Genomic DNA, 24,139 nt, shown 5'->3' on the forward strand with positions numbered 1-24,139 from the left:
GGGGCTCCTTAGCGATCCAGCGCGTCGCGAGTGATCTGTTCGGTTTCGTGCAGGCCCTGACGGACCCCTTCGAGGTTGTCCGCGAGCTCGTCGAGCATCCGGGTCGACTCCAGCGATCTGGTCGCCGACATCGCCGACAGCTCCACCACCCGGGCGACCAGCCCCTCGATGCTGATCGTGCTCGACTCCATCCGGGCCAGCACCCGGTCGCGGGTCTTGGTGAGCCGGTCGACCACGGCCTGCTGGGAGGCCAGCGAGGTGAGCGCCCGGTCGATGTCGTGGACCAGCTCCTTCTTGGCCTTCTTCCGGGCGCTCGTCAGCCGTGCGTGCTCCTGTCCGAGCCGGTCGAGGTCGAACCTGGCCAGCGCGGTGCCGGTGAGCGAGGCCTGTTCGGCCAGGCGCTCCAGCGTGGCCGTCGAGTCGTCCACCTGGGGGCGCATCAGCGCGATGCGCTCGGCCAGCGGGCCGTGCTCCATGGAGGCGCTCAGCTCGCCGAAGCCGCGCGCCGCCGAGCCGGCCCGCCGCAGCCAGTAGGCCTCCTTGCTGCCGGGGGCGATGGCCGCGGCCGTACGGCCGGCACGACCCTGAAGGGCGGCGATTCCCGACTTGGCGAGCCAGACGGTCAGCCCGACGAATCCGGCGGCGGCCGGGTGCACGCTGACGGCCCAGGCGGCGCCCCCGGCGGTCGCGCCGAGCAACAGACCCCAAGGATCTCGTAACTCATCGATGAATCGGGACATCAGAAGTTGGATACCACCGCGGTGAACACCTGGTCGATACTTCCAGGTTTGCGAGAGTCGTAGGCGGCCGCGCTGGTCGTTTCGGAGATCTTCCTGAGCACGTCGAGGTCGGCGTCCTGACCGTAGGCGATCGTGAACATCCGCACCGACTCCTCGACGGACTCGGTGCGCAGGTCGGGCAGCAGGTTCTCCAGCGAGAGGCTGTTGGCGTCCTCGTTCTTGCCGTCGGTCAGGAAGACCACCGCGTTGATCGCGTCACCGCTGTGCCGGTCGCGCACGTGCCGGTAGGCGGCGAGAGCGGTGTCGTACAGGCCGGTCCCGCCGTCGGGGGTCAGTCCCTCGAGCCGGGAGCGCAGGTCCTTGCGCTGGGCGGTGTCCACGGTGTTCAGCGGAGCCAGCTCCAGATAGTCCTTGGCGCCGTCCCGCTGGGTGGAGAACATCCACAGCCCGACCTTGTCGTGCGGGCCGAACTGGGGCAGGGCGTTGATCGCGGCCTGCTTGGCCAGGTCCAGCTTGCTGCGGCCGGTGCCGGGCACGGAGGCGCCCATCGAGCCGGAGACGTCGATCACCATGAGCACGTTCGCGGGCTTGCGCAGGTCGGCCCAGCTGGCGAGCACCTTGTCCAGCACGTTCGGGGCGGGCGCGCTCAGCGTCGTCTTCGGCTCGGCGGGCTGCAGGCCGTTCGCCTCGGTGATCAGCTCGCCCGGCTTCCCCTCGTAGGAGCGGAAGGCGAACTCGGCGAAGCGCCTTTGCTGCTCCGGGGCCTGCAGGTGCTTCAGGAAGTCGGCGGCCACCTGCCGCTTGGCGTCGTCCACCCAGGGGGCGGCCAGCACGGCGTAGGGGTTGTCGGAGGAGAGCGTGCCCTCCTTGGGATAGATCGCCACCAGCGGCACCTTGGGCTTGCCGTGCTTGCCCAGCGTCTTCGGGTCGCCCGTGGGGTTGCCCTGGTTGTAGTCCCAGACCGACTTCTCCTCCACGGCCACCGCGGAGATGTAGCTCAGCCCCGCTCCCGCGTCGTCGGCCCGCTGCAGGTTCGACAGGAAGGTCAGAGTGGTGTCGCCGTAGTGCACGATCGAGCGTTCCACGCCCCGCACGAAATCTCTCGCCTTGGGGTCGGCCACGTTCTTCTCCGACAGGTCGCCCGACAGACCGGTGGCGGCGAAGTAGGCGCCGACGGTGGCGTTCAGGCCGCTGGTGGAGAAGTTGGGGTTGGTCTTGCCCAGCTTGAACTGGCCCCACTCCGGATGGTCGTACTTGGCCCAGGACCCGGCCGCCAGGTCCAGCAGGTCGGACCAGCCGAGCTCCTTGCCCGGCCAGCCCAGGGCCTCGGCCATCGGCTTGGGCATCGCGATGACCAGCGGCGTCTTGGCGATCGACGGGTTCTCGACGGCGACCAGGGAAGCCGCGTCGCTCTGCGCGACGCGCTGCTGGAGCAGGGCGACCCAGCCGCTGCTGGCCGGGGACCAGACGTCGGGGCGCGGGCCGTCCTGACGCTCGTCCCAGCCGCGGGCCAGCGCCTGCATCGCCCCGCCGCTGGCCTTGGTCTCGACGACCACGTCGGCGCAGCGCCCGCCGACCTTCCGGCCGTTGTAGCCGGCCGCGATCGTCCGCAGCAGCTCGGCCTTCTCCGACGACGCCGCCACGGTCAGGGTGATCCCGTCGCCGCCGCAGGCCTTGGTCTGTTCGGCGGTCTGGCCGGCGCCTCGGGGCCGATCCGCCTCCTTGCTCCCGACGTACAGCCGCAGGCCGACGATCAGCGCTCCGGCCAGAATGACCGCGATGACGAACGGGGCGAAGTTCCTGCGCGATCGCTGCGGCTGCTGGTACAACCCGGCCTCCCGGTGGTGTCAGTACTTATCCGACGAATGAGCTCCCGCCAGAGTTCGCCGGGAAGGGGGTGCGATCAGAAGTTGGAGATGACGCTGGTGAAGACCTGGTCGATGGTGTCGGCCCGGGAGGAGTCGTAGGCGGCTCCGTCGGTGGCTTCGGCGATCCGCTTGAGCACGCCCTGGTCTGCGCCCTCGCCGTAGCCGATGGTGAACAGTCGCACATCGGGCTTGAGCCTGCCGAGCAGGTTGTCCAGGTCGATGCCGCCGGACTTCTCGTTCTTGCCGTCGGTGAGGAAGACCACCGCGTTGATCGCCCCGGGGTCCCGGGCTCCGCGCATCCGCTCGACGGCCGCGAGCGTGGTGTCGTACAGGCCCGTCCCGCCCCCGACGGTCAGCCCGTTGAGCTGGTCGCGCAGCGCCCGGCCGGACTTCGCCACCGAGTCGATCGGGACCAGCTCCCGGTAGTCCTTGTCACCGTCCTGCCTGGTGGAGAAGGCCCACAGGCCGACCTTGTCGTCCCCCCGGAACTGCGGCAGCGCGTTGACCGCGGCCTTCTTGGCCAGCTCCAGGCGGGTCTCACCGGTGCCCGAGGCCTCTTCCTCCATCGAGCCGGACTTGTCCACGACGATCAGCACGTTGGCCCGCTTGCGCAGCTCCGACCAGCTTTTGAGGACCTTGTCCAGGACGGCGGGGGTGGGCGGGCTGAGCGTGGTGATCTTCGCGTCGGCGATGACGCCGTTCTCCCTGGTGGCCTGTGGGCTGGGTTTGCCGTCGAAACCGCGGTAGCCGTACTCCTGGAACTTCGCCTGTGCCGGGGCGCTGTGCAGGTAGGCCAGGAAATCGTCGGCCACGGCCTTCTTGGCCGGGTCCATCCAGGTCAGCGGGACGTAGGGATGGTCGGAGAAGAGGGTTCCCTCCTTGGGATTGACGGCCACCAGCGGGGTGCGCGGCGGAGCGTGCTTGCCCAGGGTGGCCGGGTTGCCCGAGGGGTTGCCCCGGTTGTAGGCGATGACCGAGTTCTCCTCGACGGTGATCGCGGAGATGTAGGCCATCGCCTCGCCCCGGTCGTCGGCACGCAGCAGGTTGCCCAGGAACGTCATGGAGATGTCGCCGTAGTGCACGATCGACTGCTCGACGCCCCGCACGAAGTTTCTGGTCTTGGCGTCGGCCACGTCACCGGCGGTCAGGTCGGAGGTGGTGCCGGTGGCGGCGAAGTAGGCGCCGATGGTGGCGTTCAGGCCGCTGGTGGAGAAGTTGGGGTTGGTCTTGCCCAGTTTGAACTGGCCCCACTCGGGGTGACCGTACCTCGCCCAGCCCTTCGGGTCGGCCGCCAGCTCGGCCAGCTCCGCCCAGCCGATCGCCTTGCCCGGCCAGCCCAGCGCCTCGGCCATCGGCTTGGGCATGGCGAAGACCAGGGGCGCGGTCACGATCGGGGCCGGCGCGCCGTCGGCGACCGGCACGGTGCCGTCGGCGTTGGACGCCTGCTGGCGCAGCAGCGTCACCCACGCGGAGGCGGCGGGGGACCAGACGTCCGGCCGCTTGCCGTCGGTCTGCTCCTTCCACCCCCTGGCCAGCGCCCGCATCGTGGTGCCGGAGTTGGCCTCGTCGACGGCCACCTCGGCGCAGCGCCCGGCCACGGACCGCCCGCTGTAGTCCTTGGCCGCCTCGCGCAGGATCCAGATCTTGTCCTGGGAGGACGCCACCCGGATCTTCACCGATTCGCCGGAGCACGCGCTCGGTCCGTCCTGCCCGCTCTCCCCGCCCTGGCCGAAGAACCAGCGCAGCCCGGCGATCAGCCCGATGGCCAGCACCACGGCGAGGAGGTAAGGCAGGATTCGCCGGTGAGGTCGTGCGGGGGAGTAGGCCATCCGATGATCGTAGGAAGAATCGATTTACCCCGACAAGGGGTTACCCGTTTCCGGGGTCTGCCGCCGTGGACACGGCTAGAGCGTCACCGGGACAGGTGCCGCGTCCTCCCCCCGTGCGGACTGTGCGCGCCGCATCGTGCGTGACGGCCACCAGCTCGCCCGGCCGAGCAGCGTCATGGCCGACGGCAGGATCATGACCCGGATGACGAAGGCGTCCAGCAGCACGGCCGTCGCGAGGCTGAAGCCGATCTGCTTCATCTCGGCCAGGTGGAGGAAGACGAAGCTGGCGAACACGGTCACCATCACGACCGCGGCGCTGGTCACCACACCGGCCGAGCGGCCGATGCCGTTGAGCACCGCCTCGCGGGTGGGCACGCCGCGCAGCGCCGCCTCTCTGATCCGGCTGACCATGAACATCTGGTAGTCCATCGACAGCCCGAAGAGGATCACGAAGAGGAACAGCGGCACCCGGGATCCGATCGCGCCGGTGGCGTTGGCGCCGAACAGGCTTTCCCCCAGACTGCTTTGGAAGGCCATGACCAGCAGGCCGAACGAGGCCGCGGCGGACAGCAGGTTGAGCAGGACCCCGATCAGCCCGATGACGACCGAGCGGAACACGACCACCGTCATGACGAAGGTCAGCAACAGCAGGACCGTCAGAACCAGCGGCAGTTTCTCGTTCTGATTGGCGAGGTAGTCCGCGTCACGGGCGACGTCCCCGGTGACGTGCGCCTCGACACCGGGGATCTTGCCGACCGTGGCAGGCAGGTAGTCCTCCCGGATGTGCGTCAGCGACTTCATCGCCTCGTCGGAGCTCATCCGGAACGGAACGGCCAGGTTGAGCAGGCTGATCCGGCCGTCGTCCGAAGTCCGCAGCGTCGGCCGCACGTTCTTGGCGAACAGCGGGTCCGCCTGGGCGCGCCGGCCGAGATCCTTCAGTGCCTCGGCCACCTCTCCAGCGTGGGCGAGGTCGGCGCGGACGACGACGCTGTGCTGGACCCGCAGCTCCGGGAACGCATTGGTCAGCCGATCGTAGACCTGTATCGCCGGGACGTCGCGCGGATGGCTGTCCTTGTTCAGCACCCTCAGCTGCATGCCCAGCATGGGGAGCGCCAGACAGATCATGACGAGCACCGACACGCACAGCGTGATCGCCGGGTGCTTGCTCGCGGGCCGCAGCAGGGTGCTCCACACCCGGCCGATCTCGGCCTTCGCCTTCTTCGGCTCGCGCGGCTGGCCCCGCTTCGCCGCCCGGGCGGTACGGCGGGCCGCACGGCGTTCGGTTCTGCGGCCGATCATGACCAGCAGGGCGGGCAACACGGTCATCGAGCTGATCACGGCGACCAGCACGACGACGATGGTGCCGGTGGCCAGCGAGGAGAAGATGACGTCAGAGGCGAGGTACAGGGTGGCGCTGGAGGCGATCACCGCGAGGCCGGAGACCACGACCGTCCGGCCGGAGGTCGCCGCGGCCAGTTCCACCAGGGCCACCGAGTCGAGCCTGCCGTCCGAGCGGGCCCGTTCCTCCCGCTCGCGCTTGAGGTAGAAGAGCGTGTAGTCGACGCCGACCGCCATGCCGATCAGCAGGATGACGTTGCTGCCGACACCGGCGTCCGGAACGATGTGCGAGACCACCATCGACAGTCCCATGGCCGCGACGATCGAGGACACCGCCAGCAGCAGCGGTACACCGGCCATGACCACCGAACCGAAGACGACCAGCAAGGTGATCAGTGTGATCGGCAGCGTGATCGCCTCGGAGAGCGCGAGGTCGTCGCCGCGCTGCTTGTTGAGGTCCTTGCTGATGGAGGGGCTGCCGGTCTCCTCTACGAGGAGGTCCGGATGCTCTCTCTGCACGGCGGCGGTCTGTGCGAGCAGTGAGTCGACTTTCTTGCCGCCGTCCAGCTCCGCCCCTCTCATGGTCACCTCGACCATGAGGATCCTGCCGTTCTTCGAGCGGATCGGGGCGGCGACGTCCTCGACCTCGGGCAGCTTCCTCATCCGGCCGGTGATGTCCCGTGCGGCGGCGTTGACCGCGGCAGGGTCCTGAGGGCCGGACCTGACGGAGATCAGGATCTGCTCCGTCGGCCTGCGTTGCAGGTTCCCCTCGGCCGCGATCGCCTCGGCGCGGCCGGCCTCGCCGACCCGGTAGTCCTCGCTGGTGGCCTTGTTGGTGCCGATCGTCGAGCCGACCCCCAGGCACAGGGCGACGAACAGGAACCATCCGATGATCGCCCGCCATGGATGGGCGGCGCTCCAGCTCGCCACTCGTACGGTCGGTGACCGCCTTCCGGCCCGTGCGCTCATCGGGTCACCCCGCCGAGTCCGTGTGCCCGGATGCGAGAGCGGTGCTCATGCCGGGTCCGGTCGCTGGAGTCGTGCTCATGCCGGGTCCGGCTACGGGACGACGGCGCCTCTACCTCCGCGGGTTCGATCCGCCCGCGGAGGGATTTGCGTTGGAGCAGCATGAGCTGCTCTCCTTTCTTTGGAGGTCGTGCGCTTGAAGGCACGCCGCTTGCGGCGTGGTCGCGCGACTTTCGTTTCCCGGGGTGGCGAGTTGCCGCTCGCCGCCCCGGGCCTGTCACCGCCTGAGGTGGTGTGGTGGCGTCACGGGACGCGGAGGATCATCCGACGCTTCGCAGCATCTGCTCGATGGCGGCGACCCGTGTCGTCAGCTCGGTGAGCTGGGTGTTGAGCTGCTCCTGATTCCGTGCCGTCCGCTCGGTGGCCTCCCGATACTCCGACATCGCCGCCCGGTGAAGACGGAAGCAGGAGATGAAGCCCACCGCGGCGCCGACGGTGAGGATCAAGATGATCCCGAGGGGGAGGACGATTTCTTTCATCTCTGGATCTCCTGCACGTCGGGGCCTTCCTGTTCGTCCGCTCGCAGCGCGCCGAGGATCGTGTCCACCGTCAGGCGCACGTCGAACGGCACCAGCTCGAAATACTTCATCGCCTTGCCGTCCGTCGACAGCTCCAGAACGCCGGTGACCAGACCGGCCTTCTCCATCCGCTCAAGGTGCATATAGAGCAGTGGTCGAGATATGTCGAGTCGCCGGGCCAGCTCGCTGACGTGCACCCGGCCGCCGGACAGCTCGGCGATGATCCGCAGTCGCAGTGGGTGGCCGATGGCGGCGAGCAGCGCCAGCAGCTTCTCACCGGTCAGAATCTCATCCACAATCTGTTGACCTTCCACCTGTAATATAAGACTGACAGGTGAAATCCCCATCGTCAAACCACGTCGGCCACCGCCTGACGGGCGGTGGCCGATATGGAGCGCCCGGTTGATGTCAGTGTTGAGCCGGTTGGACCGGGACCGAATCCTTCTCCAGATGCGGGGTCGCCCAGGCGGGTGGTCTCCTCTCGGCAGGCGGCGACCGAGGCGGCAGCGCCGCGGCGGGGCACGCTTCAGGCCGGACGGCTCTGGTGCTGGACACCCCCGTAATCTTGATGCGGGCATCACCGCCGCCCGCAATCCTCAGCCCATGTCCACGTTTGAAGACCTTGTAGCCGAAGGAGAAGCCGTCCCAACCGAGGGCTGGGACTTCTCCTGGTTCGCCGGTCGCGCAACTGAGCAACGTCCGTCTCGGGGCTACGCGAAGCTGCTTGCTGACCGAATGGCGAAGGCCGAAGCGGCGCTCGACATTCAGACCGGCGGAGGTGAGGTACCGGCCTCGATCCCGATCGCTCCGCCGGTCCTGGCGGCGACGGAGTCATGGCCGCCGAACCTGGAGATCGCCCGGCGAAACCTGGCCAAGTTCAATGCCGCCGTCGTCGGGGTCGGTGACACCGCCGACCTGCCGTTCCCATAAATGCCGTGTTCTCGGGGGAGATCGCCCGAGGCGGGACTCAGCCGGACACCCGCCTGTGCAGGAGGTCGACGAGGGTGGCGTGGAGCTGCTCGATCGGGCGGTCCGGATGCAGCGCCCGGCGCTCGATCGAGACGGTCAGCACCATGCCGAACACCGCGGTCGCCGCGGTGTCGACGTCCAGGTCCTCCCGGATCAGGCCTTCGGCCACCGCCCGCCGCAGCACGCCCGCGTAGACGCCCAGCGCCTGCTCGCGCAGTCTGGCCACCGCGTCCTGCCAGGCCGTACGCCACATCTCGGCGAGCAGCACCCGGGCGAACGCGCCGTATTCCTCGAAGAACCTCAGCTGCGCCATGACCACCGCGTCGAGGGCGTCCAGCGCGGGGAGCCGCCCGGTGCCGGCCGTGTCCAGTGCGGCGGACCGCTCGGTGTCGGCCTCGTCCAGCGCGGCGGCCAGCCGTTCTATGCCGTGTTCGAGCAGCGCGGCGAAGAGCGCCTCCTTGCTGCCGAAGTTGTAGAACACGGTGCCCTTGGCGACCCCGGCCCGCTCGGCGATCGCGTCCACCGTAGCGGCGGTGTAGCCCTGCTCGGCGATCACCTCCACCGCCGCCGTGAACAGCCTGAGCCTCGTCTCCGCCCGGCGGCCGTCCCCCTTCTTCGCGGCCGCGCCCGTCCCGGGACTCTTCGCGGCCGCGCCCGTCCCGGGACTCTTCGCGGCCGCGCCCGTCCCGGGATCCTTCGTGGTCGCCCCCGTGCCGGGGCCCCGACGGTCGCGCTCGGTGTTCGGGGCCCCGGTCCGCTGTTGCGTCATGGGGTAACCGTAGTCACAGCGCCAGCTCGGGGTGGAGCCGTCGCATCGACCAGGTGCGCCCCTTGTGCACGGCGTAGACGGTCAGGCTCAGGCCCACCGCCGTGGCCACCGCCAGCACCCCGCAGGTCTGCCAGACCACGGTGAGGTCGCCGCCGCTGATCAGCCGCCGCAGCGCGCTGACCACCCAGCTCATCGGCAGCCACGGCGAGATGGTCTGGAAGAAGCCCGGCGAGGTCTCGATCGGGTAGGTTCCCGCGGCCGAGGTGAGCTGGAGCATCAGCAGCGCCAGCACCACGACCCGTCCGGGCGCGCCGAGCAGGGCGTTGACCGCCTGCACGATCGCCAGGAACGCCGCCGCGGTGAGCAGCAGGACTCCGACGATCCCGGCCCAGTGCGCGGCCTCCATGCCGAGGGCGAACCTGATCACCGCCAGCAGCACGCCCACCTGTGCGGAGCCCAGAGCCAGGCCGGGCAGCCAGCCGGTCACCGCGATCCGCCAGGCGGGAGCCGTACCGGCGAGGAGGCGAGGGTTGAGCGGGCGCAACACCATGTAGCTCACCATCGCGCCGACCCACAGCGCCAGCGGGACGAAGAACGGCGCGAACCCGGTGCCGTAGTTGGGCACCTCGTTGAGGACCTGGTTGGCCAGCCTGACCGGCTCGCTCATCATGTCGCTGCGGTCGGCGCGCTCGCCCTTGCCGTAGTCCGGGATCTGCTCCGCCCCGTCCCCGAGCTTGTCGCTCAGCTCCTTGGACCCGTCGGCCAGCTTGTGGATGCCGGTCTTGAGCTCCCCGGCGCCCTCGTGCAGGCGCCCCACCCCGCTGTCCACCCTGGTCGCGCCGTCGCTCAGCTTGACGATTCCACCGCCGAGCTGGGCGAGCCCCCGGCCGAGCTGGGCGGATCCGTCGCCGAGCTGGGAGAGGCCGGAGGTGAGCCTGCGGTTGGCGGCGGCGGCGTCGCCGAGGCCGGCGTGCAGCTTCGCCGAGCCGTCGGCCAGCTTGCCGAGTCCCTCGTCCAGCTCGTTGACCTTGTCCCTGACCTGGTCGAGCTGCTGCCCGGCGGTCGGCGCGACCTCCGCCGTGCGGCCGGCGATCTCGGCGATCCTGCGGGCGTCCCGCTGCAGCCGGGCCGCCGCGCCGTCGGCGCCGCCGCCGGCGCCCGTCAGGCCGCCGGCCACCTGCTGGGTGGACTGGGTGAGGCGTTCGGCGATGGCCCGCAGCCGCGGGTCGGCGTCCGGGTTGGCCTCCAGCCAGTTCTGCAGCTGCTGAGCCTGCTGACGGGCCTGTTCCGCGCCCTGCTGGACGGCGCCGGGCAACGCTCCGGCGCCGTCGGCGACCGCGTTGGCGCCCTCCTCGACGGACTGCGCGAGCGACTGCAGCCGCGCGCCGTTCTCCTTCAGCACCGGAACGACCTCGTCGGCCACCTTGTTGAGCTTGGCGACCTGGGGGTGCACCTGGTCGTAGACCCGCGCGTTGCCGTCGGCGACCTGCTTGGCCCCCTTCTCCAGCTTGGTCAGCCCCTGGCCGAGCTTGCGCGAGCCGCTCTCCGCGGTGCCCAGGCCCGCGGTCAGCTTGTCCGCCCCGGCCGCGAGCCTGCCGGTGGCGGTGTTGGCGCTGCCCAGGCCCACCGCGAGCCGGTGGGTGCCGTTCTTGGCCTGGCCGAGGCCGGCGTTCAGGGTGGAGGCGCCCTTGCCGGCCTTCGCCGTACCGTCATGGAGCTGGTCGGCGCCGTCGGCGGCCTTGACTGTGGCGTCGTGCAGCTCGCCGAAGGACACGAAGACGTTGTCCCAGTAGTCCTTCAGCGCGGTACGGCTCGCCGCGTCCTTGACCTCGGAGAACACCGCGTCGGAGATCGTCCTCATGATGTAGCTGCGTCCGGTGTCCACCTGGACGCCGAGCTCGGCGGGGGTGGGCGTGCCGTCGCCGGAGGGAGAGGCCAGGCGGGCGCTGAAGTCGGCGGGGATGGTCAGGGACAGGTAGAAGCTGCCGTCGTTGACGCCGTCGGCGGCCTCCCGGGCGTCGACCGTGTGCCAGCCGAAGACCTTGCGGTCGCGCAGCTCCTCGGCCAGCTCGCGGCCGGCGTCCACCGTCTTGCCGTCGACGGTCGCGGGCCTGTCCTCCATGACCAGGGCCACCGGAATGTTGCCCAGGTTGCCCTGCGGATCCCAGAACGACCACAGGTACAGCCCCGCGTACAGCAGCGGCAGCATCACCACGCCCGCCAGCGCGGCCCGGGTCAGCCGCGACCGGGTGAACCGTCGCAGCTCCAGCCGTCCCAGCCGCAACGATCTCATCGGTCCCTCTCCTCGGTCTCCTCGATCTTCTCGGCCTCCTCGGCCGGTACGGCCCGCGCCACCGTCTCACCGTCCTGCTCGCCGGCCCCCGCAGGCTTTTCGGCGTCAGGAACGGTTTCGGGTTCTTCGGAGTCCGGAGCCTCGGATCCCTCGGGGGCGGATACGGCCTCCGGCTCGGTAGCGGCGTGCGGCAGGGATTCCCCGTCCCGCCCGTCCGCCGTCTCCCGAGGTCCGCCGGAGTCGGCCGTGTCCTCGGGCTCCTCGGAGTCCGGTACGGGCTCCGGCTCGGCCGGGCCCAGGAGGACATGCGCTAGAGATTCCTCGTCCCGCCCGTCCGCCGTGGTCCCCGGCTCCGCCGGTCGCGCGCGTTCCGGGGAGTTCGAGGTGCGCGCGGTGTCGTCGAGGTTCCCGGAGTTCCCGGAGTTCCCGGAGTTCCCGGAGGGCAGGTGGATCGCCGTCGCCAGGTCGCTCTCCGTGCAGGCCGCGATGACGGTCAGTCCCAGGCCGCACAACTCTCCCAGAGTCGCCCAGAGTGCCTCCTGACGGTCCCGGGACAGGCCGGTGTCCACGTTGTCGAGGACCAGCAGCCCCGGGGTGTCGAGCAGCGCGAGCGCGATCCCCAGGCGCACCCGCTGCTCCCGGCTCAGGTCGCGGACGAGGGTGCGGTCGTCGGGGGACGACTCCAGGCCCGCGAGGGCCAACGCGGTCCCGGCCCGCGACTCCTGCCGCCTGCCCCAGAACATGCCCGGCGACCGCTCGTGCAGGTGCTCGCGGACCGTCAGCGCCTTCTCCAGGTCGTTGACCCCGTCGATCAGGCCGAGCGCGGCGACGCGGCGGATCGCCCTCGGCTTGCCGTACCGCCCGACGGTGAGGGTGCCCTCGGTGGGTTTCATCCGTCCCGCCAGGGTCAGTAACAGGCTCGTGCGCCCGCTGCCCGCCTGTCCGGTGACCGCGGTGAGGCTGCCCGGCTCGGCGGTGACGCCGACGCCGCGGTAGACCCACCCGTGCTCGCCTTTGAGGGACAGACCGACCGTGTGCACCGCGACCCCGTGGAACACCGCGCCCTCCCGAATCTTTAAACTGACCAGTCAGTGCAAAAAGTATCACGCCAAAGCGTCATGCAGGTGACCGGCTGGTCAAAGGTGGCGATTCTCACGAAAGCCGGTCACTCCCGGCTTGGCCAGTGAGTGACCGGCTCGGCCGAAGAGTCCCCTCAGCGCCTTAGGACACGCGACCGTGGCGCTACATGCGCTCGCGGCTCGCGCGTACGCGCAGATGGCCCGACACCCGCCCGATGCGTGGTCAGCATGGTCGGGCCGGCCCCGTTCGGCGCCGAAGGACTCGACTGGTTCACGAGCATGGCGACCTCCGGCGTGGCGTCCCTGCGCGCCACCGATGTGAGGGCGGCGCAGGGGTGGTGTGTCGGTTGGTGGATGCGGCGCGCTGGGGCGAGGATGCCGCTGACCCCGCCCAGGTGCTCCGTGTCGACGTCGGTCGGCGATACCCGTTGGATTTTCGGCGACTACTACGGGGATCCCCTCATGCAACAGTTTCCGCCCCTGGCTCCTCTCAGAGGTGAAGGAATGACGAAGGGCAAGGACTGTTGGAAGCTGATCCCCATTTCGCGGAGTTCGTCGCCGAACGCGGCGACGCGCTGCTGCGCTACGGCTACATGCTGGCCGGCAATCCGCATGACGCGGCCGACCTGGTCCAGGAGGCGCTGCTGAAGCTGCGCGGAGCCTGGCCTCGATTGCGCTCGAAGGAAAACCCGGAGAGTTACGTGCGTACCACGATGGCCAGGCTGCACATCGCCACCTGGCGGTTACGCAGGCGCGAGCAGCTCGCCTGGGACCTGCCGGAGCGCGAGCATCACGACCCGCTGCCCAGCGGCGACGAGCGAAGAATGTGGCAGGCACTGGCCGGCCTGCCGCGCAGGCAGCGCGCGGTGCTGGTGCTGCGCTACTACGAGCAACTCGACGACGCCGAGATCGCCGCCGTGCTCGGGATCTCACGCGGCACGGTACGCAGCCAGGCCGCCCGCGCGCTCGACAAACTCCGCGACGCCGTCCCGACTAATCCGATGACCAGGGGGAACGTACGATGACCGAGGTTGAGGAGACTCTCCGCAGGACGTTCGGCCAAGCCGCCGGGCAGGCGCCCCGGCTGCCCGCCCTGCTGCCCGAGCGGCTCGAACGGATCCACCGGCGCAGGAGGCGGCGAGCCCGGGTGGTGCTGGCCGCCGCGGCGGTCGTGCTGGTCACGGGCGGGACCGTCGCCGTGATGGCCCCCGGCGACACCATAACGGCCGCGCCCGCTTCGGAGGCGCACTCCGTGACGCCGGCCGAGCACGTGGAGAAGGTCTGGCCGGAGGCGGTGCGGAAGGTCCCGGCGAAGGGGCCCGACGGGGCGTCGTGGCGACCGCAGACGTTCATCGACGACCGTACGCTGCTCGTGACGGCCCCGGCGGGATTCGACCAGCCGACCGCCGTCTACGCCTACGACCTCGACGACAACTCGCGACGCAAGATCGCCGACCTGCCGTCGCCCGAGGGCACGGATGGCTTCAACGGCTTCGCCGTGGGCGACGGACACGTGGTGTGGTGGAGCGTGACGAAGGATCGCATCGCACACCTTTGGGCCGTGCCGGTGGAGGGCGGGTCGGCGAAGCTCGTCGCCGACCAGAGCATCAAAGAGGGGGACGGCAGCGGGATCGACTCGCTCACCGTGGCCAATGGCAAAATCGTTTTCTCGCTCTACACGGGCGGGGTCTTCGCCGTCCCTTTGAAGGGCGGCACAGTGGAGCCGGTCGAGGGAGGCGCCGGGATGCATCTGCTGGCGTGGCCGTGGATCGGCACGCCGGGGCAGGGAGGCGAGCCCCACGGCACCGAGTTCGCCCGAATCCTGAACGTGGAGACCGGCGAGACCAGAACCACCGTCACCCACCCCGGCGAGGTGATCCAATTCTGCGGCGTGACCATCTGTCTGGGCAGTACCTCGGAAGACGAGACCTTCTTCCGACACCGGGACGGCTCCTCGCAGAAGATGGTTCCGGTCAGAGTGGCCACCGGGAGACCGCCGACCCAGGACCGCTTCTACGTCTCGCCGTACGGCGGCAGGAAGCCCGAGGGCGTGGGACTGTACGACCTGAACACCGGCAAATCGGGCTACCTGGGCATCCGGGGGAAAGACTCCTCCATTAATCTGCCGTCCGAGGATCCGACCGGCAGGCTCCTCAGCTACACGCTTGGGGACGACCTTTACGTGATCGACCTGGCCAAGATTCGGTAGCCCGCCACGGTGGCCATGGCCTGGCTTCGCGAGCGCGCCGGGTAGAACTCGGCAGAGATGTGGAAAGGACCCGCCCCCGCCGGTCACGCCGGATGGGACGGGTCCTTTCGAAGGACCTCGCTAGGCCGTCGCGGAGCCGTACGCCTGCAGGAAGAGCGCCTCCGTGAGGACGGTACGGCGCAGTTCCTCGATGTTGACCCGCTCGTTGGGCGCGTGGATCGAGGCGCCCTCGTCCTCGGCGCCGAAGAGCAGGATCGACGCGGCGGGGAACTGCTTGACGAGCGTGGAGACCAGCGGGATCGAGCCGCCGGCGCCGACGTCGCGCGGCGGGCGGCCGAAGGCGCGCTCCATCGCCCGGTTCAGCGCGGCACGGGCGCTCCCGCCGGAGTCGGCGAGGTATCCGGAGCCCAGCGCGTAGTCGGTGACGTGCACCTCGACGCCCCAGGGGGCGACCTGCCGCAGGAAGTCGACCACGGCGTTCACGGTCGTCTTCGGGTCGCCCGCCGGAGGCACGCGCACGGTCACCCGGGCCCGGGCGACCGCCTGGACCGCGTTGATGGCGCCGGAGACGGTCGGCACGTCCAGGCCGGTGACCGTGATGGCGTAGGAGGCCCACAGCCGGTCGGCGAGCGTGCCGGAGCCGACCAGCGAGACGCCGTCGCGCACGCCCGCGGTGGCCCGGAACTCCTCCTCCGACGGGCCGGAGCCGAGGAAGCTGCCGCGCGGCAGGCCGGGGACCCGGATGTCGCCGTGGTCGTCGTGCAGGGCGGCCAGCATCCGGATCAGCGCCGCGAGGGCGTCCGGGGCGGCGCCGCCGAACGAGCCGCTGTGCAGCGACTCCTTCAGGGTGCGCACCTCGACGGTGAAGGCGCCCATGCCGCGCAGCGAGGTGGTCACCGCCGGTTCGCCCACACTCGGGTTGCCGCTGTCGGCGACGATGATCGCGTCGGCGCGCAGCAGCTCGGGGTTCTGCTCGACGAAGGCCTCCAAGCGCTCCCCGGCGTACTCCTCCTGACCCTCGATGATCACCTTGATGCCGACCGGGAAGTCGCCCCGGAAGGCGCGGAGCGCGGCGACGTGGGAGATGACGCCGGACTTGTCGTCGGCGGCACCACGGCCGTAGATGGCGCCGTCGATCTCCGTCGGCTCGAAGGCCGGAGTGCGCCACAGCGCGGGGTCGCCCGCGGGCTGCACGTCGTAGTGCGCGTAGAGCAGCACGGTCGGCGCGCCGGGCGGGGCCGGGGCCTCGGCGTAGACGGCGGGGAAGCTACCCTCCACCGCGACCTGCCGGACATGCGGCAGTCCGGCGCTGCGCAGCAGCTCCTCGGTCGCCGCGGCGGCGGCGCGCACCGGCTCCTCCGGATGGCCGGGGAAGGCCACCGAAGGGATGGCGACGAGCCGCTTGAGGTCTTCGACCGCCTGGGGCAGGCCCGCGGCGACGGCGCCTTCGATCTCGTCAGGAGTCACGACGTTCCCTCGCATCTCAATATCTGGTCGTCCTATTTGATCACAGCCGATATGCGGCCGTGCTCATCCCGATTTCAGCACATCGAGGTTCCGTCCAGCGGAACCAAGGGCTGTACCAGCCCGGACACTCCCGAATTCTGGTCGCGGATTTCGTTGTTGTTACATGGTCGTTTTGCGGATTCCGAAGTTCTTGCACTCTATTGCCACGTTTTCACTTGGCAAGACGCGCTCGGGGCATGCACACTGAGGAGAGCTCAGACCACCGAGGGAAGATAGCCATGACTCACCCCGAGAACACCGACGTGACCTCGCTCATGCAGGCTGCGCAGGACAACCTGTGGATGCACTTCAGCCGGCACAGCTCCGCCCCGGGCGCCGAGATCCCGATGATCGTGCGCGGCGAGGGCGCATACGTCTACGACGTGCACGGTAAGCGCTACCTCGACGGTCTCTCAGGCCTGTTCGTGGTCCAGGCGGGGCACGGCCGCAGCGAGCTGGCCGAGGCCGCCGCCAAGCAGGCCCAGGAGCTGGCGTTCTTCCCGCTCTGGTCCTACGCCCACCCCAAGGCCGTCGAGCTGGCCCAGAGGCTGGCCTCCGAGACCCCCGGCGACCTCAACCGCGTCTTCTTCACCACCGGCGGCGGCGAGGCCGTCGAGAGTGCCTGGAAGCTCGCCAAGCAGTACTTCAAGCTGACCGGCAAGCCGCTCAAGCACAAGGTCATCAGCCGCCAGATCGCCTACCACGGCACCCCGCAGGGCGCCCTGTCGATCACCGGCATCCCGGCCTTCAAGCAGATGTTCGAGCCGCTGGTGCCGGGCTCGGTCCGCGTGCCGAACACCAACTACTACCGCGCCGAGGAGATCACCGGCGTCGCCGGCATGACCCCGGAGCAGTACGGCTACTGGGCCGCCGAGCGCGTCGCCCGCGCCATCGAGATGGAGGGCCCGGACACCGTGGCCGCCGTCTTCGTCGAGCCGGTGCAGAACGCCGGCGGCTGTTTCCCGCCGCCGCCCGGATACTTCCAGCGCCTGCGCGAGATCTGCGACGAGTATGACGTCCTGCTCGTCTCCGACGAGACGATCTGCGCCTTCGGCCGCCTCGGCACCATGTTCGGCGGGCAGAAGTTCGACTACGTCCCCGACATCATCACCTGTGCCAAGGGCATGACCAGCGGTTACTCGCCGATCGGTGCCATGATCGCCTCGGACCGGCTGTTCGAGCCGTTCAGCAACGGCACCGAGATGTTCGCCCACGGCTACACCTTCGGCGGCCACCCCGTCTCCGCCGCGGTCGCCCTGGCCAACCTCGACCTGTTCGAGCGCGAGGACCTGCTCGGCCACGTCACCCGCAACGAGCCGGTCTTCCGCTCCACCCTGGAGCGCCTGCACGACCTGCCGATCGTCGGCGACGTGCGCGGCTCCGGCTACTTCTGGGGCATCGAGCTCGTCAAGGACAAGGACACCAAGCAGACCTTCAACGCCGACGAGTCCGAGCGTCTGCTGCGCGGCTTCCTGTCCAAGGCCCTCTACGACGCGGGCCTGTACTGCCGCGCCGACGACCGCGGCGACCCCGTGGTCCAGCTCGCCCCGCCGCTCACCTGCGGCCCCAAGGAGTTCGACGAGATCGAGTCGATTCTCCGCTCCGTGCTGACGGAGGCGTGGACCCGTCTGTGAGCGCCCCGCCGTACACGGCGCGCCGTGTGCCGCCGTGTACGGCCCGCTCCAACCCCCCGCCCACGCGCGTTCGACCCGTGTTGTGAAACCCCCGTTGAATCTCCGAAAGGAACCGTTATGAAGATCGGCGTGCCCGCCGAGGTCAAGAACCACGAGTACCGCGTCGCCGCCACCCCGGCGGGCGTGCACGAGCTGGTCCGCCACGGCCACGACGTCTACGTCCAGCGCGGCGCAGGCCTCGGCTCGCACCTTCCGGACGAGGACTACCTCTTCGCCGGCGCCAAGATCCTCGACACCGCCGACGACGTGTGGGGCGAGGCGGACATGATCCTCAAGGTCAAGGAGCCGATCGCCGAGGAGTACCACCGCATGCGTGCCGGGCAGGTGCTGTTCACCTACCTGCACCTGGCGGCCGGTCGCGAGTGCACCGACGCCCTGCTCAAGCAGCAGGTCACCGGCATCGCCTACGAGACCGTCCAGGTCGGCAACACCCTGCCGCTGCTGGCCCCGATGTCCGAGGTCGCGGGCCGCCTGGCCCCGCAGGTCGGCGCCTACAACCTGATGCGCTTCAACGGCGGCCGCGGCGTGCTGCCCGGCGGCGTGCCCGGCGTGGCCCCGGCCAAGGTCGTCGTCATCGGCGGCGGCGTCTCCGGTCTCAACGCGGCGCAGATCGCGGTCGGCATGGGCGCCGACGTCACGGTCCTCGACCTCAACGTCGACCGCCTGCGCTTCATCGACGCCATCTACCAGGGCCGCCTGAAGACCCTCGTCTCGACCTCCTACGCGATCGAGAAGGAGGTCCTGGAGGCCGACCTGGTCATCGGCGCGGTGCTGATCCCGGGCGCCAAGGCCCCGACGCTCGTCTCCAACGAGCTGGTCTCCCGCATGAAGCCGGGCTCCGTGCTCGTCGACATCGCCATCGACCAGGGCGGCTGCTTCGAGGACTCCCGCCCGACCACGCACGCCGAGCCGACCTACCAGGTCCACAACTCGATCTTCTACTGCGTGGCCAACATGCCGGGGTCGGTGGCCAACACCTCCACCTACGCGCTGACCAACGCGACGCTGCCCTACGCGGTCAAGCTGGCCGGCCTGGGCTGGAAGTCGGCGCTCCAGCAGGACGCCGGCCTCGCGCTGGGCCTCAACACCCACGCCGGTCAGCTCACCAACGACCAGGTCGCGATCGCCCTCGACCTGCCGTTCGTGCCGGTCTCCCAGGTCATCGCCGCCTAGGTTCGCCGCACACCCGTCCTCCGCGCCGCGGACACCCGCCACGGCGGGACGCCGCCGGAGGACGGGCCCGGCCCGCCGTACGGCCCGCCCGTCGCCGCCGGAGGACGGGCCCGGCCCGCCCGCTGCCGCCGGGGCGGCCCGGTCACCGTACGGCCGCACCCGCCCTCACCCGGTTCGCGCCCCGCACTCAGCCTGTGGCCCGCGTCTCATTCGGCTGGGTCGGCAACCAGTTCTCGACCGCGGACACGAAGACCGGGGCCCCGCAGTTCGCCAAGGAAGTCAAGAGGTCTTCGATCGACATGGGGCGGTGCGTTCTTCTTCCCGTCGCGTTCGCCTGCTCCCGCAGAACCTGGACGATCGCGTACGGCGCCTGTTCCAGTTCGTAGCAGAGGAAGGTGTCCGGGTGCTGGACACTGATCTCGAAAGGCTCGCATGCGCTGGCAGGGAAGTCACGCATATTGGCCGTGACGACGACGTCCGCATGCGCTCGCACGGCGGTTGCGAGGACATGACGATCTTTCGGGTGATTCGACATCGCAGATTCCAGCGACTCCCACCCGTTGACCATCGCCTCGGGGAAGGCCGCCTTCATGCATCCCAGCGCGTAGTCTGCCTTCTCCTCGGACCTTCCGTTCCGGACCAGTGCGCCGCGCACCTCGTTCAGGATTTTCTCACTCCACAAGGGCTGATATGTCCCTTGTTCCGCAATTCGGAGGAGTGTGTCGCGGAGCGTGTTGGGGTATAGCACGCACGCGTCGAGCACGGCGGAGAAAGGCATTCGAACAGCATAGGCCCGTCAGAACTCGGAAGCGGGCTTGTCGTACATTCCCATCTCTATCGAATCCGCGGTCAGCTCATCGAGGAGGTGCTTCCGCGTAGCGCGCCGACGCTTCTGAAAGTCCAGGACATCTTCGAGTCTTACCCGGCGATGGGCTCCCGGCCGGTTGGTCGCGCGTTCGTACGGGATCTCGCCGCTTTCGAGCAGTTGCACCAGCGTGGGTCGCGAAACCCCCAGTAACTCCGCCGCCTCGTAGGTGGACATGGTGACGTGCTGGGGGGCTACCGTCACCGCGAAGCCGTGCGACAGTGCCTCAGCCACTTTGAGCAGCGCCTCGTAGACCGGTAAAGGCAGAGGTATGCGGGGAGATCCATCCGGCCCGGTCAGCAGGGCAGGACAATCGGCCACCCCAAGGCCTCGCTTGCGCAGCTCGGCCACGAAGTCGACGATGGCAGCCTGGGACTGAGGATCCTCTTCAGGTAAGAACGTCCTTGAGTCGGCTGCGGCAAATGACTGGTCGCCCATGCAAGTCCTCCGCCACTCTCCTCTGTCCTTGGACAGTATCCCAAAACGAAACTAATGAAAACGTGGTCCACCAAAAGATAGCGATCGAGCAATGTAAAAGGCTTTCATCTTTGTTGCCGATTGGGCTGATTGCTACTAATTATAACACGAAGTCTGATTTGTGACTATTGATGCTAAATTAAAGATCTTTTTCATGAATCGGACATAATGCCGGTAAGTTCTAGTCTGTCGGGCTGTCGCGCCGGGCCGGACTCGCCGACGGCGTCACCTCGGGAGCGGGGCGCCGTCCGTTTCCGCCGCCCTACCGTGGTCCCAGGCGCGCGCGCAGGTCACGGGCGGTGGCCAGGACATGCTCGACCTCGGCCGGAGTCGGCCATGGAGCGGTGCCGGGACGCAGTAGCGTGGCCCGGACCGAGGCCAGGTGTTCGACCGCGCCCGGGTGCAGGCCACTCTGCCTGGTCAGCCAGGCCATGACGTCGGCGTGGTCGCGCAGCGGCCGGGTGACCAGATCCCAGGTTCCGAGGATCTCGGTCAGGTCGCAGGCCTTCAGGGGGGCGCCGCCCCGCCGGGCCACCGCGGCGGCGGTCAGCTCCGCGCGAGCGACGAGCTCCGGCTCGGCCGCCCGGTCCCACGCCGGGGACGGCGGATCCGACAGCCACTGCTCGGCCTCGCGGGGGAATCCGGCCGCCGACAGCAACGAGGCCAGCTCCGCCGCCGCCCGGCGATGCCCGGCCTGTGCGGCCTGGCGGAACCAGTGCTGGCCGCCGCGCAGGTCGTTGTGCTCGGCGATGAGCAGCAAGCCGTAGTTGAAGGCGGCCTCCGGGTCGCCGCCGGCCGCCGCCCGGCCGAACCAGTGGCTGGCCGCCCGGGGATCGCTCAGCTCCACGCACACGAACCCGGCGGTCCGCTGGTCGTCGATCCGCCCTGTGTGGGCGGCCCGCTCGAACCAGGCGCGGGCGGTGCGCAGGTCTCCGCGCGACAGCGCGATCCCGCCCAGCTGGGACGCGGCCCCGGGATGCTCGTTCCTGGCGGCCAGTCGATAGAACGCCTCGGCGCCCTCGGGATCCTGGTTGGCCCGCAGGAACAGGCCCAGGTGGTAGGCGGCGTCGGTGTGGCCGCCCCGGGCCGCCAGCTCCCACCAGCGCAGCGTCTCATCCTCCTCGCCGAAGGCGTAGGCCAGAAAGCCCAGGTCATGGGCCGAGGCGAGATCGCCGTCCGTCGCCGCCCGCCGGTGCCACTCCCCGGCGGCCTTGGTCTCGCCACCGTCCTCGCAGATCAGCGCGAGCCGGCGGGCGGCGGTCCGGGAGCCGGCCCTGGCCGCCGTCTCGAACCAGCGCCGGGCGGCGGGCACGTCGCCGCGCTGCTCCAGCAGGAGCGTCGCCAGGTTCACCGCGGCCTCGACGTCGCCGACGCCCGCGGCCAGCTCGTACCACCTCACGGCCTCCCGGAGGCTGCCGTGCTTCTCGTGCCAGACGCCGAGGTTGTAGGCGCTGTCCATGTTGCCCGCGGACGCCGCCCGCTCCCACCAGTGCCGCGCCGCCGACCGGTCGCCCTGCTGCGCGAAGTGGCGGCCGAGCAGGTGCGCGGCCCGGGCGTCGCCGCCGTGTGCGGCCAGCAGCAGATCGGTCTCGCCGTCCGCATCGGTCTCGTGCTCCCTGCCCCGGGGCGCGGGCACCAAGACACCAGTCGTCTCCCGGTCACCTGGCCACCACCCCATGTCACCCTCCTCGCAGACAATGCACAGGGTGGCATGTAATCACGTGGAAGCGGAGGGTAATCAAGACTTGTTTTCCCGGGGCCGCTCTGCCAAGGGGACGAAGGCGGCGTGGGCCCCACCTGGCGGGGCCGCGCGGGCTCGCCTCACGGGTCGCTCGGCACTGCGCAAGCACGGTGAGCATCGTAAACGTGCCATTGGGGCGAGGGCTCGGTGAAGGCGCCGGGGCGTCCCTAGACCCAGCCGGGGCGGACCAGCCCGGTTTCGTAGGCGATGACGACGAGCTGGGCGCGGTCGCGAGCGTGCAGCTTCATCATGGTGCGGCTGACGTGGGTCTTGGCGGTGGCCGGGCTCATGAAGAGCCTGCCGGCGATCTCGTCGTTGGTCATGCCGGTGCCGACCAGCGACAGGACCTCGCGTTCGCGGTCGGTGAGCAGGTCGAGGTCGTGGGAGGAGGAGGGTTGTTTGGCCCGGCTGGCGTACTCGGCGATCAGGCGGCGCGTCACGCCGGGGGAGAGCAGCGCGTCGCCGCCGGCCACGACACGGACGGCCTGGATCAGCTCGGCCGGCTCGGTGTCCTTGACCAGGAAGCCGCTGGCGCCGTTGCGGAGGGCCTCGAAGACGTATTCGTCGAGCTCGAAGGTGGTCAGAATGATGATCTTCGGTCCCGCGGGCATCCGCCGGGTGGCGGTCAGACCGTCCATGCCCGGCATCCGGATGTCCATCAGGACCACGTCGGGCTTGTGCTCGGCGGCCAGCCGCAGGGCCTGGGTGCCGTCGGCGGCCTCGGCCACCACGGTCATCCCCGGCTGTGCGTCGAGAAGAGCCCGGAAACCGGCCCGGACCAGTGCCTGGTCGTCGGCGAGCACAATCTTGATCATTCAGGTTCCTCCGGGATCGGCAGCCGCGCCTCGACGCGGAAACCCTGTCCATGATGACCGGCGGTCAGCGAGCCGCCGAGGGCGGTCGCCCGCTCCCGCATGCCGGGGACGCCGTTACCGCTGCCCAGGCTCTCCCCGGGGGTCCCGCCGCCGGAGTCGGTGACCCGGATCAGCAGCTCACGGGAGCCGTACTCCAGCAGGACCGTGACCGTGGAGCCCGGTGCGTGCCGGGTGACGTTGGTCAGCGCCTCCTGGACGATGCGGTAGCCGGCCCGGTCCACCCCCGGCGGCAGCGCCCTGACCGCCCCGGCGACCCGCTTGGTCACCGGCAGGCCGCTGCGCTCGACGAGCTCGTCCAGCCGCTCCAGCCCCGCGGTGGGGAAGCGGGGCGCGCCGTCGCGGAGCACGCTGAGCACCGAGCGCATCTCGGTCAGCACGTCCTTGGAGGCCTGTTTGATCGTGGTGAGCGCGGTGCGGGCCTGCTCGGGGTGGTCGTCGATCAGGTGCAGTGCGGTGGAGGCCTGCACGTGGATGAGGGAGATGTTGTGCGCGAGCACGTCGTGCAGCTCCTGGGCCATGGTCAGCCGCTCCTCGCTGGCCTGCCGCCGGGACTCCTCCAGCTCCACCCGCTCGTGCTCGGCCGCCCGTTCCCTGCGGGCCCGGGTGAACTCGCCCACCGCCAGGATGACCCCCATGACCGCCGCTATCGCGAACATGTGCCACAGGCCTGAGTCGGGGACCGGGGCCAGCCAGGTCGTGTACGCCACGAAGAACGCGTAGGTCGCGGCCGAGACGGCCCAGACGGCACGCCGGTGGCCGAGGACGACGGCGTTGTAGAGCGCGATGACCGGGCTGAAGAAGATCGGGCCGTAGGCGTGACCCCGGACGATGAAGGCGCAGGTCGCGGTGATCGTGACGATCAGCGTGAGGATCGGGTGGCGGCGCCGTACGGCCAGCGCGAGTGGTCCGGCCACCAGCAGCACGTTGCCGAGCGGGTCCACCGGGACGCGCTCGCGCTGGGTCCACTGCGCTCCCTGGGTCATCATGACCTGCAGGATCCCCACGAACAGGGGCAGCAGCGGGTCGATCCATCGTGGTTTGGCGCGCACGTCCGAAACCCTACGCTCACCGCGTTGACCAGCGCGTCGTCCATGGGAGGCAGCGGGCACTACGACGCCGGTGGTAGCGGAGGGGCTGACAGGGCAGGCGAGCTGGGAGAAGCTGTCTGCA

The 24,139-nt window shown here is 69.8% G+C and carries 20 protein-coding genes; 5 read left to right on the forward strand and 15 right to left on the reverse strand.

The window, feature by feature from the left end; translation table 11 throughout:
- Positions 1–8: 8 nt before the first annotated feature.
- The 6 genes from ACQPYK_RS08320 to ACQPYK_RS08345 all read right to left on the reverse strand — a co-directional run bounded on the left by ACQPYK_RS08320 (position 9) and on the right by ACQPYK_RS08345 (position 7,615).
- The gene (locus ACQPYK_RS08320; RefSeq protein WP_433252717.1) at positions 9–740 is read right to left on the reverse strand and encodes a hypothetical protein; all 732 of its coding nucleotides are present in this window, start codon (positions 738–740) and stop codon (positions 9–11) included.
- Positions 740–2,569, reverse strand: coding sequence for an extracellular solute-binding protein (locus tag ACQPYK_RS08325; RefSeq protein ID WP_433252720.1), 1,830 nt, complete (start codon positions 2,567–2,569; stop codon positions 740–742). Before ACQPYK_RS08325 ends, ACQPYK_RS08320 begins: the two co-directional genes overlap by 1 nt.
- A 74-nt stretch (positions 2,570–2,643) precedes the next feature.
- Entirely contained in the window at positions 2,644–4,437 is a 1,794-nt protein-coding gene (locus ACQPYK_RS08330) for a substrate-binding and VWA domain-containing protein (RefSeq protein WP_433252722.1), read from the reverse strand.
- 75 nt (positions 4,438–4,512) lie between these two features.
- A complete protein-coding gene (locus ACQPYK_RS08335) occupies positions 4,513–6,744 on the reverse strand; it encodes an MMPL family transporter (protein ID WP_433252725.1) in 2,232 nt (743 codons plus the stop codon).
- 317 nt (positions 6,745–7,061) lie between these two features.
- Positions 7,062–7,280 (reverse strand): hypothetical protein, encoded by a 219-nt coding sequence (locus tag ACQPYK_RS08340; protein WP_433252728.1) that lies wholly within the window; start codon positions 7,278–7,280, stop codon positions 7,062–7,064.
- Complete coding sequence (locus ACQPYK_RS08345) at positions 7,277–7,615, reverse strand: ArsR/SmtB family transcription factor (protein ID WP_433252731.1); 339 nt, start codon at positions 7,613–7,615, stop codon at positions 7,277–7,279. Before ACQPYK_RS08345 ends, ACQPYK_RS08340 begins: the two co-directional genes overlap by 4 nt.
- A 439-nt stretch (positions 7,616–8,054) precedes the next feature.
- Between ACQPYK_RS08345 and ACQPYK_RS08350 the strand changes: the two genes are divergently transcribed.
- On the forward strand, positions 8,055–8,249 hold the full coding sequence (locus ACQPYK_RS08350) for a hypothetical protein (RefSeq protein WP_433252734.1): 195 nt from the start codon (positions 8,055–8,057) through the stop codon (positions 8,247–8,249).
- Between the two features lie 37 nt (positions 8,250–8,286).
- Here the strand turns inward: ACQPYK_RS08350 and ACQPYK_RS08355 are convergent, their stop codons facing one another.
- From ACQPYK_RS08355 to ACQPYK_RS08365, 3 genes are read right to left on the reverse strand one after another with little or no spacing between them, the layout of a single operon-like run.
- Entirely contained in the window at positions 8,287–9,057 is a 771-nt protein-coding gene (locus ACQPYK_RS08355) for a TetR/AcrR family transcriptional regulator (protein WP_433252737.1), read from the reverse strand.
- Between the two features lie 13 nt (positions 9,058–9,070).
- Positions 9,071–11,350 carry a YhgE/Pip family protein gene (locus ACQPYK_RS08360; RefSeq protein WP_433252740.1) on the reverse strand — a complete coding sequence of 760 codons (2,280 nt, stop codon included), beginning with the start codon at positions 11,348–11,350 and terminating at the stop codon, positions 9,071–9,073.
- Entirely contained in the window at positions 11,347–12,408 is a 1,062-nt protein-coding gene (locus tag ACQPYK_RS08365) for an ATP-binding cassette domain-containing protein (RefSeq protein ID WP_433252743.1), read from the reverse strand. The genes ACQPYK_RS08360 and ACQPYK_RS08365 overlap by 4 nt, the downstream gene beginning before the upstream one ends.
- Positions 12,409–12,953: 545 nt before the next feature.
- Between ACQPYK_RS08365 and ACQPYK_RS08370 the strand changes: the two genes are divergently transcribed.
- Together ACQPYK_RS08370 and ACQPYK_RS08375 are read left to right on the forward strand one after the other, a co-directional pair.
- Positions 12,954–13,454, forward strand: a complete 501-nt coding sequence (locus ACQPYK_RS08370) for a SigE family RNA polymerase sigma factor (RefSeq protein WP_433252746.1) — start codon at positions 12,954–12,956, stop codon at positions 13,452–13,454.
- Entirely contained in the window at positions 13,451–14,638 is a 1,188-nt protein-coding gene (locus tag ACQPYK_RS08375; RefSeq protein WP_433252749.1) for a hypothetical protein, read from the forward strand. Before ACQPYK_RS08370 ends, ACQPYK_RS08375 begins: the two co-directional genes overlap by 4 nt.
- Before the next feature lie 120 nt (positions 14,639–14,758).
- Here ACQPYK_RS08375 and ACQPYK_RS08380 read toward each other — a convergent pair whose 3' ends face one another.
- Entirely contained in the window at positions 14,759–16,105 is a 1,347-nt protein-coding gene (locus ACQPYK_RS08380; protein WP_433252752.1) for a M20/M25/M40 family metallo-hydrolase, read from the reverse strand.
- A gap of 278 nt (positions 16,106–16,383) precedes the next feature.
- On the opposite strand from ACQPYK_RS08380, the gene ACQPYK_RS08385 reads away from it, so the two are divergent.
- A complete protein-coding gene (locus ACQPYK_RS08385) occupies positions 16,384–17,778 on the forward strand; it encodes an aspartate aminotransferase family protein (protein ID WP_433252755.1) in 1,395 nt (464 codons plus the stop codon).
- 117 nt (positions 17,779–17,895) lie between these two features.
- Positions 17,896–19,011, forward strand: a complete 1,116-nt coding sequence (ald, locus tag ACQPYK_RS08390) for an alanine dehydrogenase (RefSeq protein ID WP_433252758.1) — start codon at positions 17,896–17,898, stop codon at positions 19,009–19,011.
- A gap of 187 nt (positions 19,012–19,198) precedes the next feature.
- Here the strand turns inward: ald and ACQPYK_RS08395 are convergent, their stop codons facing one another.
- From ACQPYK_RS08395 to ACQPYK_RS08415, 5 genes are all read right to left on the reverse strand, one after another.
- On the reverse strand, positions 19,199–19,789 hold the full coding sequence (locus tag ACQPYK_RS08395; RefSeq protein ID WP_433252761.1) for a PIN domain-containing protein: 591 nt from the start codon (positions 19,787–19,789) through the stop codon (positions 19,199–19,201).
- An 18-nt stretch (positions 19,790–19,807) separates the two neighbouring features.
- Positions 19,808–20,314, reverse strand: coding sequence for a helix-turn-helix domain-containing protein (locus tag ACQPYK_RS08400; RefSeq protein ID WP_433252763.1), 507 nt, complete (start codon positions 20,312–20,314; stop codon positions 19,808–19,810).
- Between the two features lie 301 nt (positions 20,315–20,615).
- Positions 20,616–22,031: a tetratricopeptide repeat protein gene (locus ACQPYK_RS08405; protein ID WP_433252766.1), complete on the reverse strand. Its 1,416-nt coding sequence runs from the start codon at positions 22,029–22,031 to the stop codon at positions 20,616–20,618.
- 230 nt (positions 22,032–22,261) lie between these two features.
- Positions 22,262–22,909 carry a response regulator transcription factor gene (locus tag ACQPYK_RS08410; protein WP_433252769.1) on the reverse strand — a complete coding sequence of 216 codons (648 nt, stop codon included), beginning with the start codon at positions 22,907–22,909 and terminating at the stop codon, positions 22,262–22,264.
- Positions 22,906–24,018: a sensor histidine kinase gene (locus ACQPYK_RS08415; protein ID WP_433252772.1), complete on the reverse strand. Its 1,113-nt coding sequence runs from the start codon at positions 24,016–24,018 to the stop codon at positions 22,906–22,908. The genes ACQPYK_RS08410 and ACQPYK_RS08415 overlap by 4 nt, the downstream gene beginning before the upstream one ends.
- Positions 24,019–24,139 lie beyond the last annotated feature (121 nt).

Source organism: Streptosporangium sp. CA-135522 (assembly GCF_050949235.1).
Classification (GTDB): Bacteria; Actinomycetota; Actinomycetes; order Streptosporangiales; family Streptosporangiaceae; genus Streptosporangium.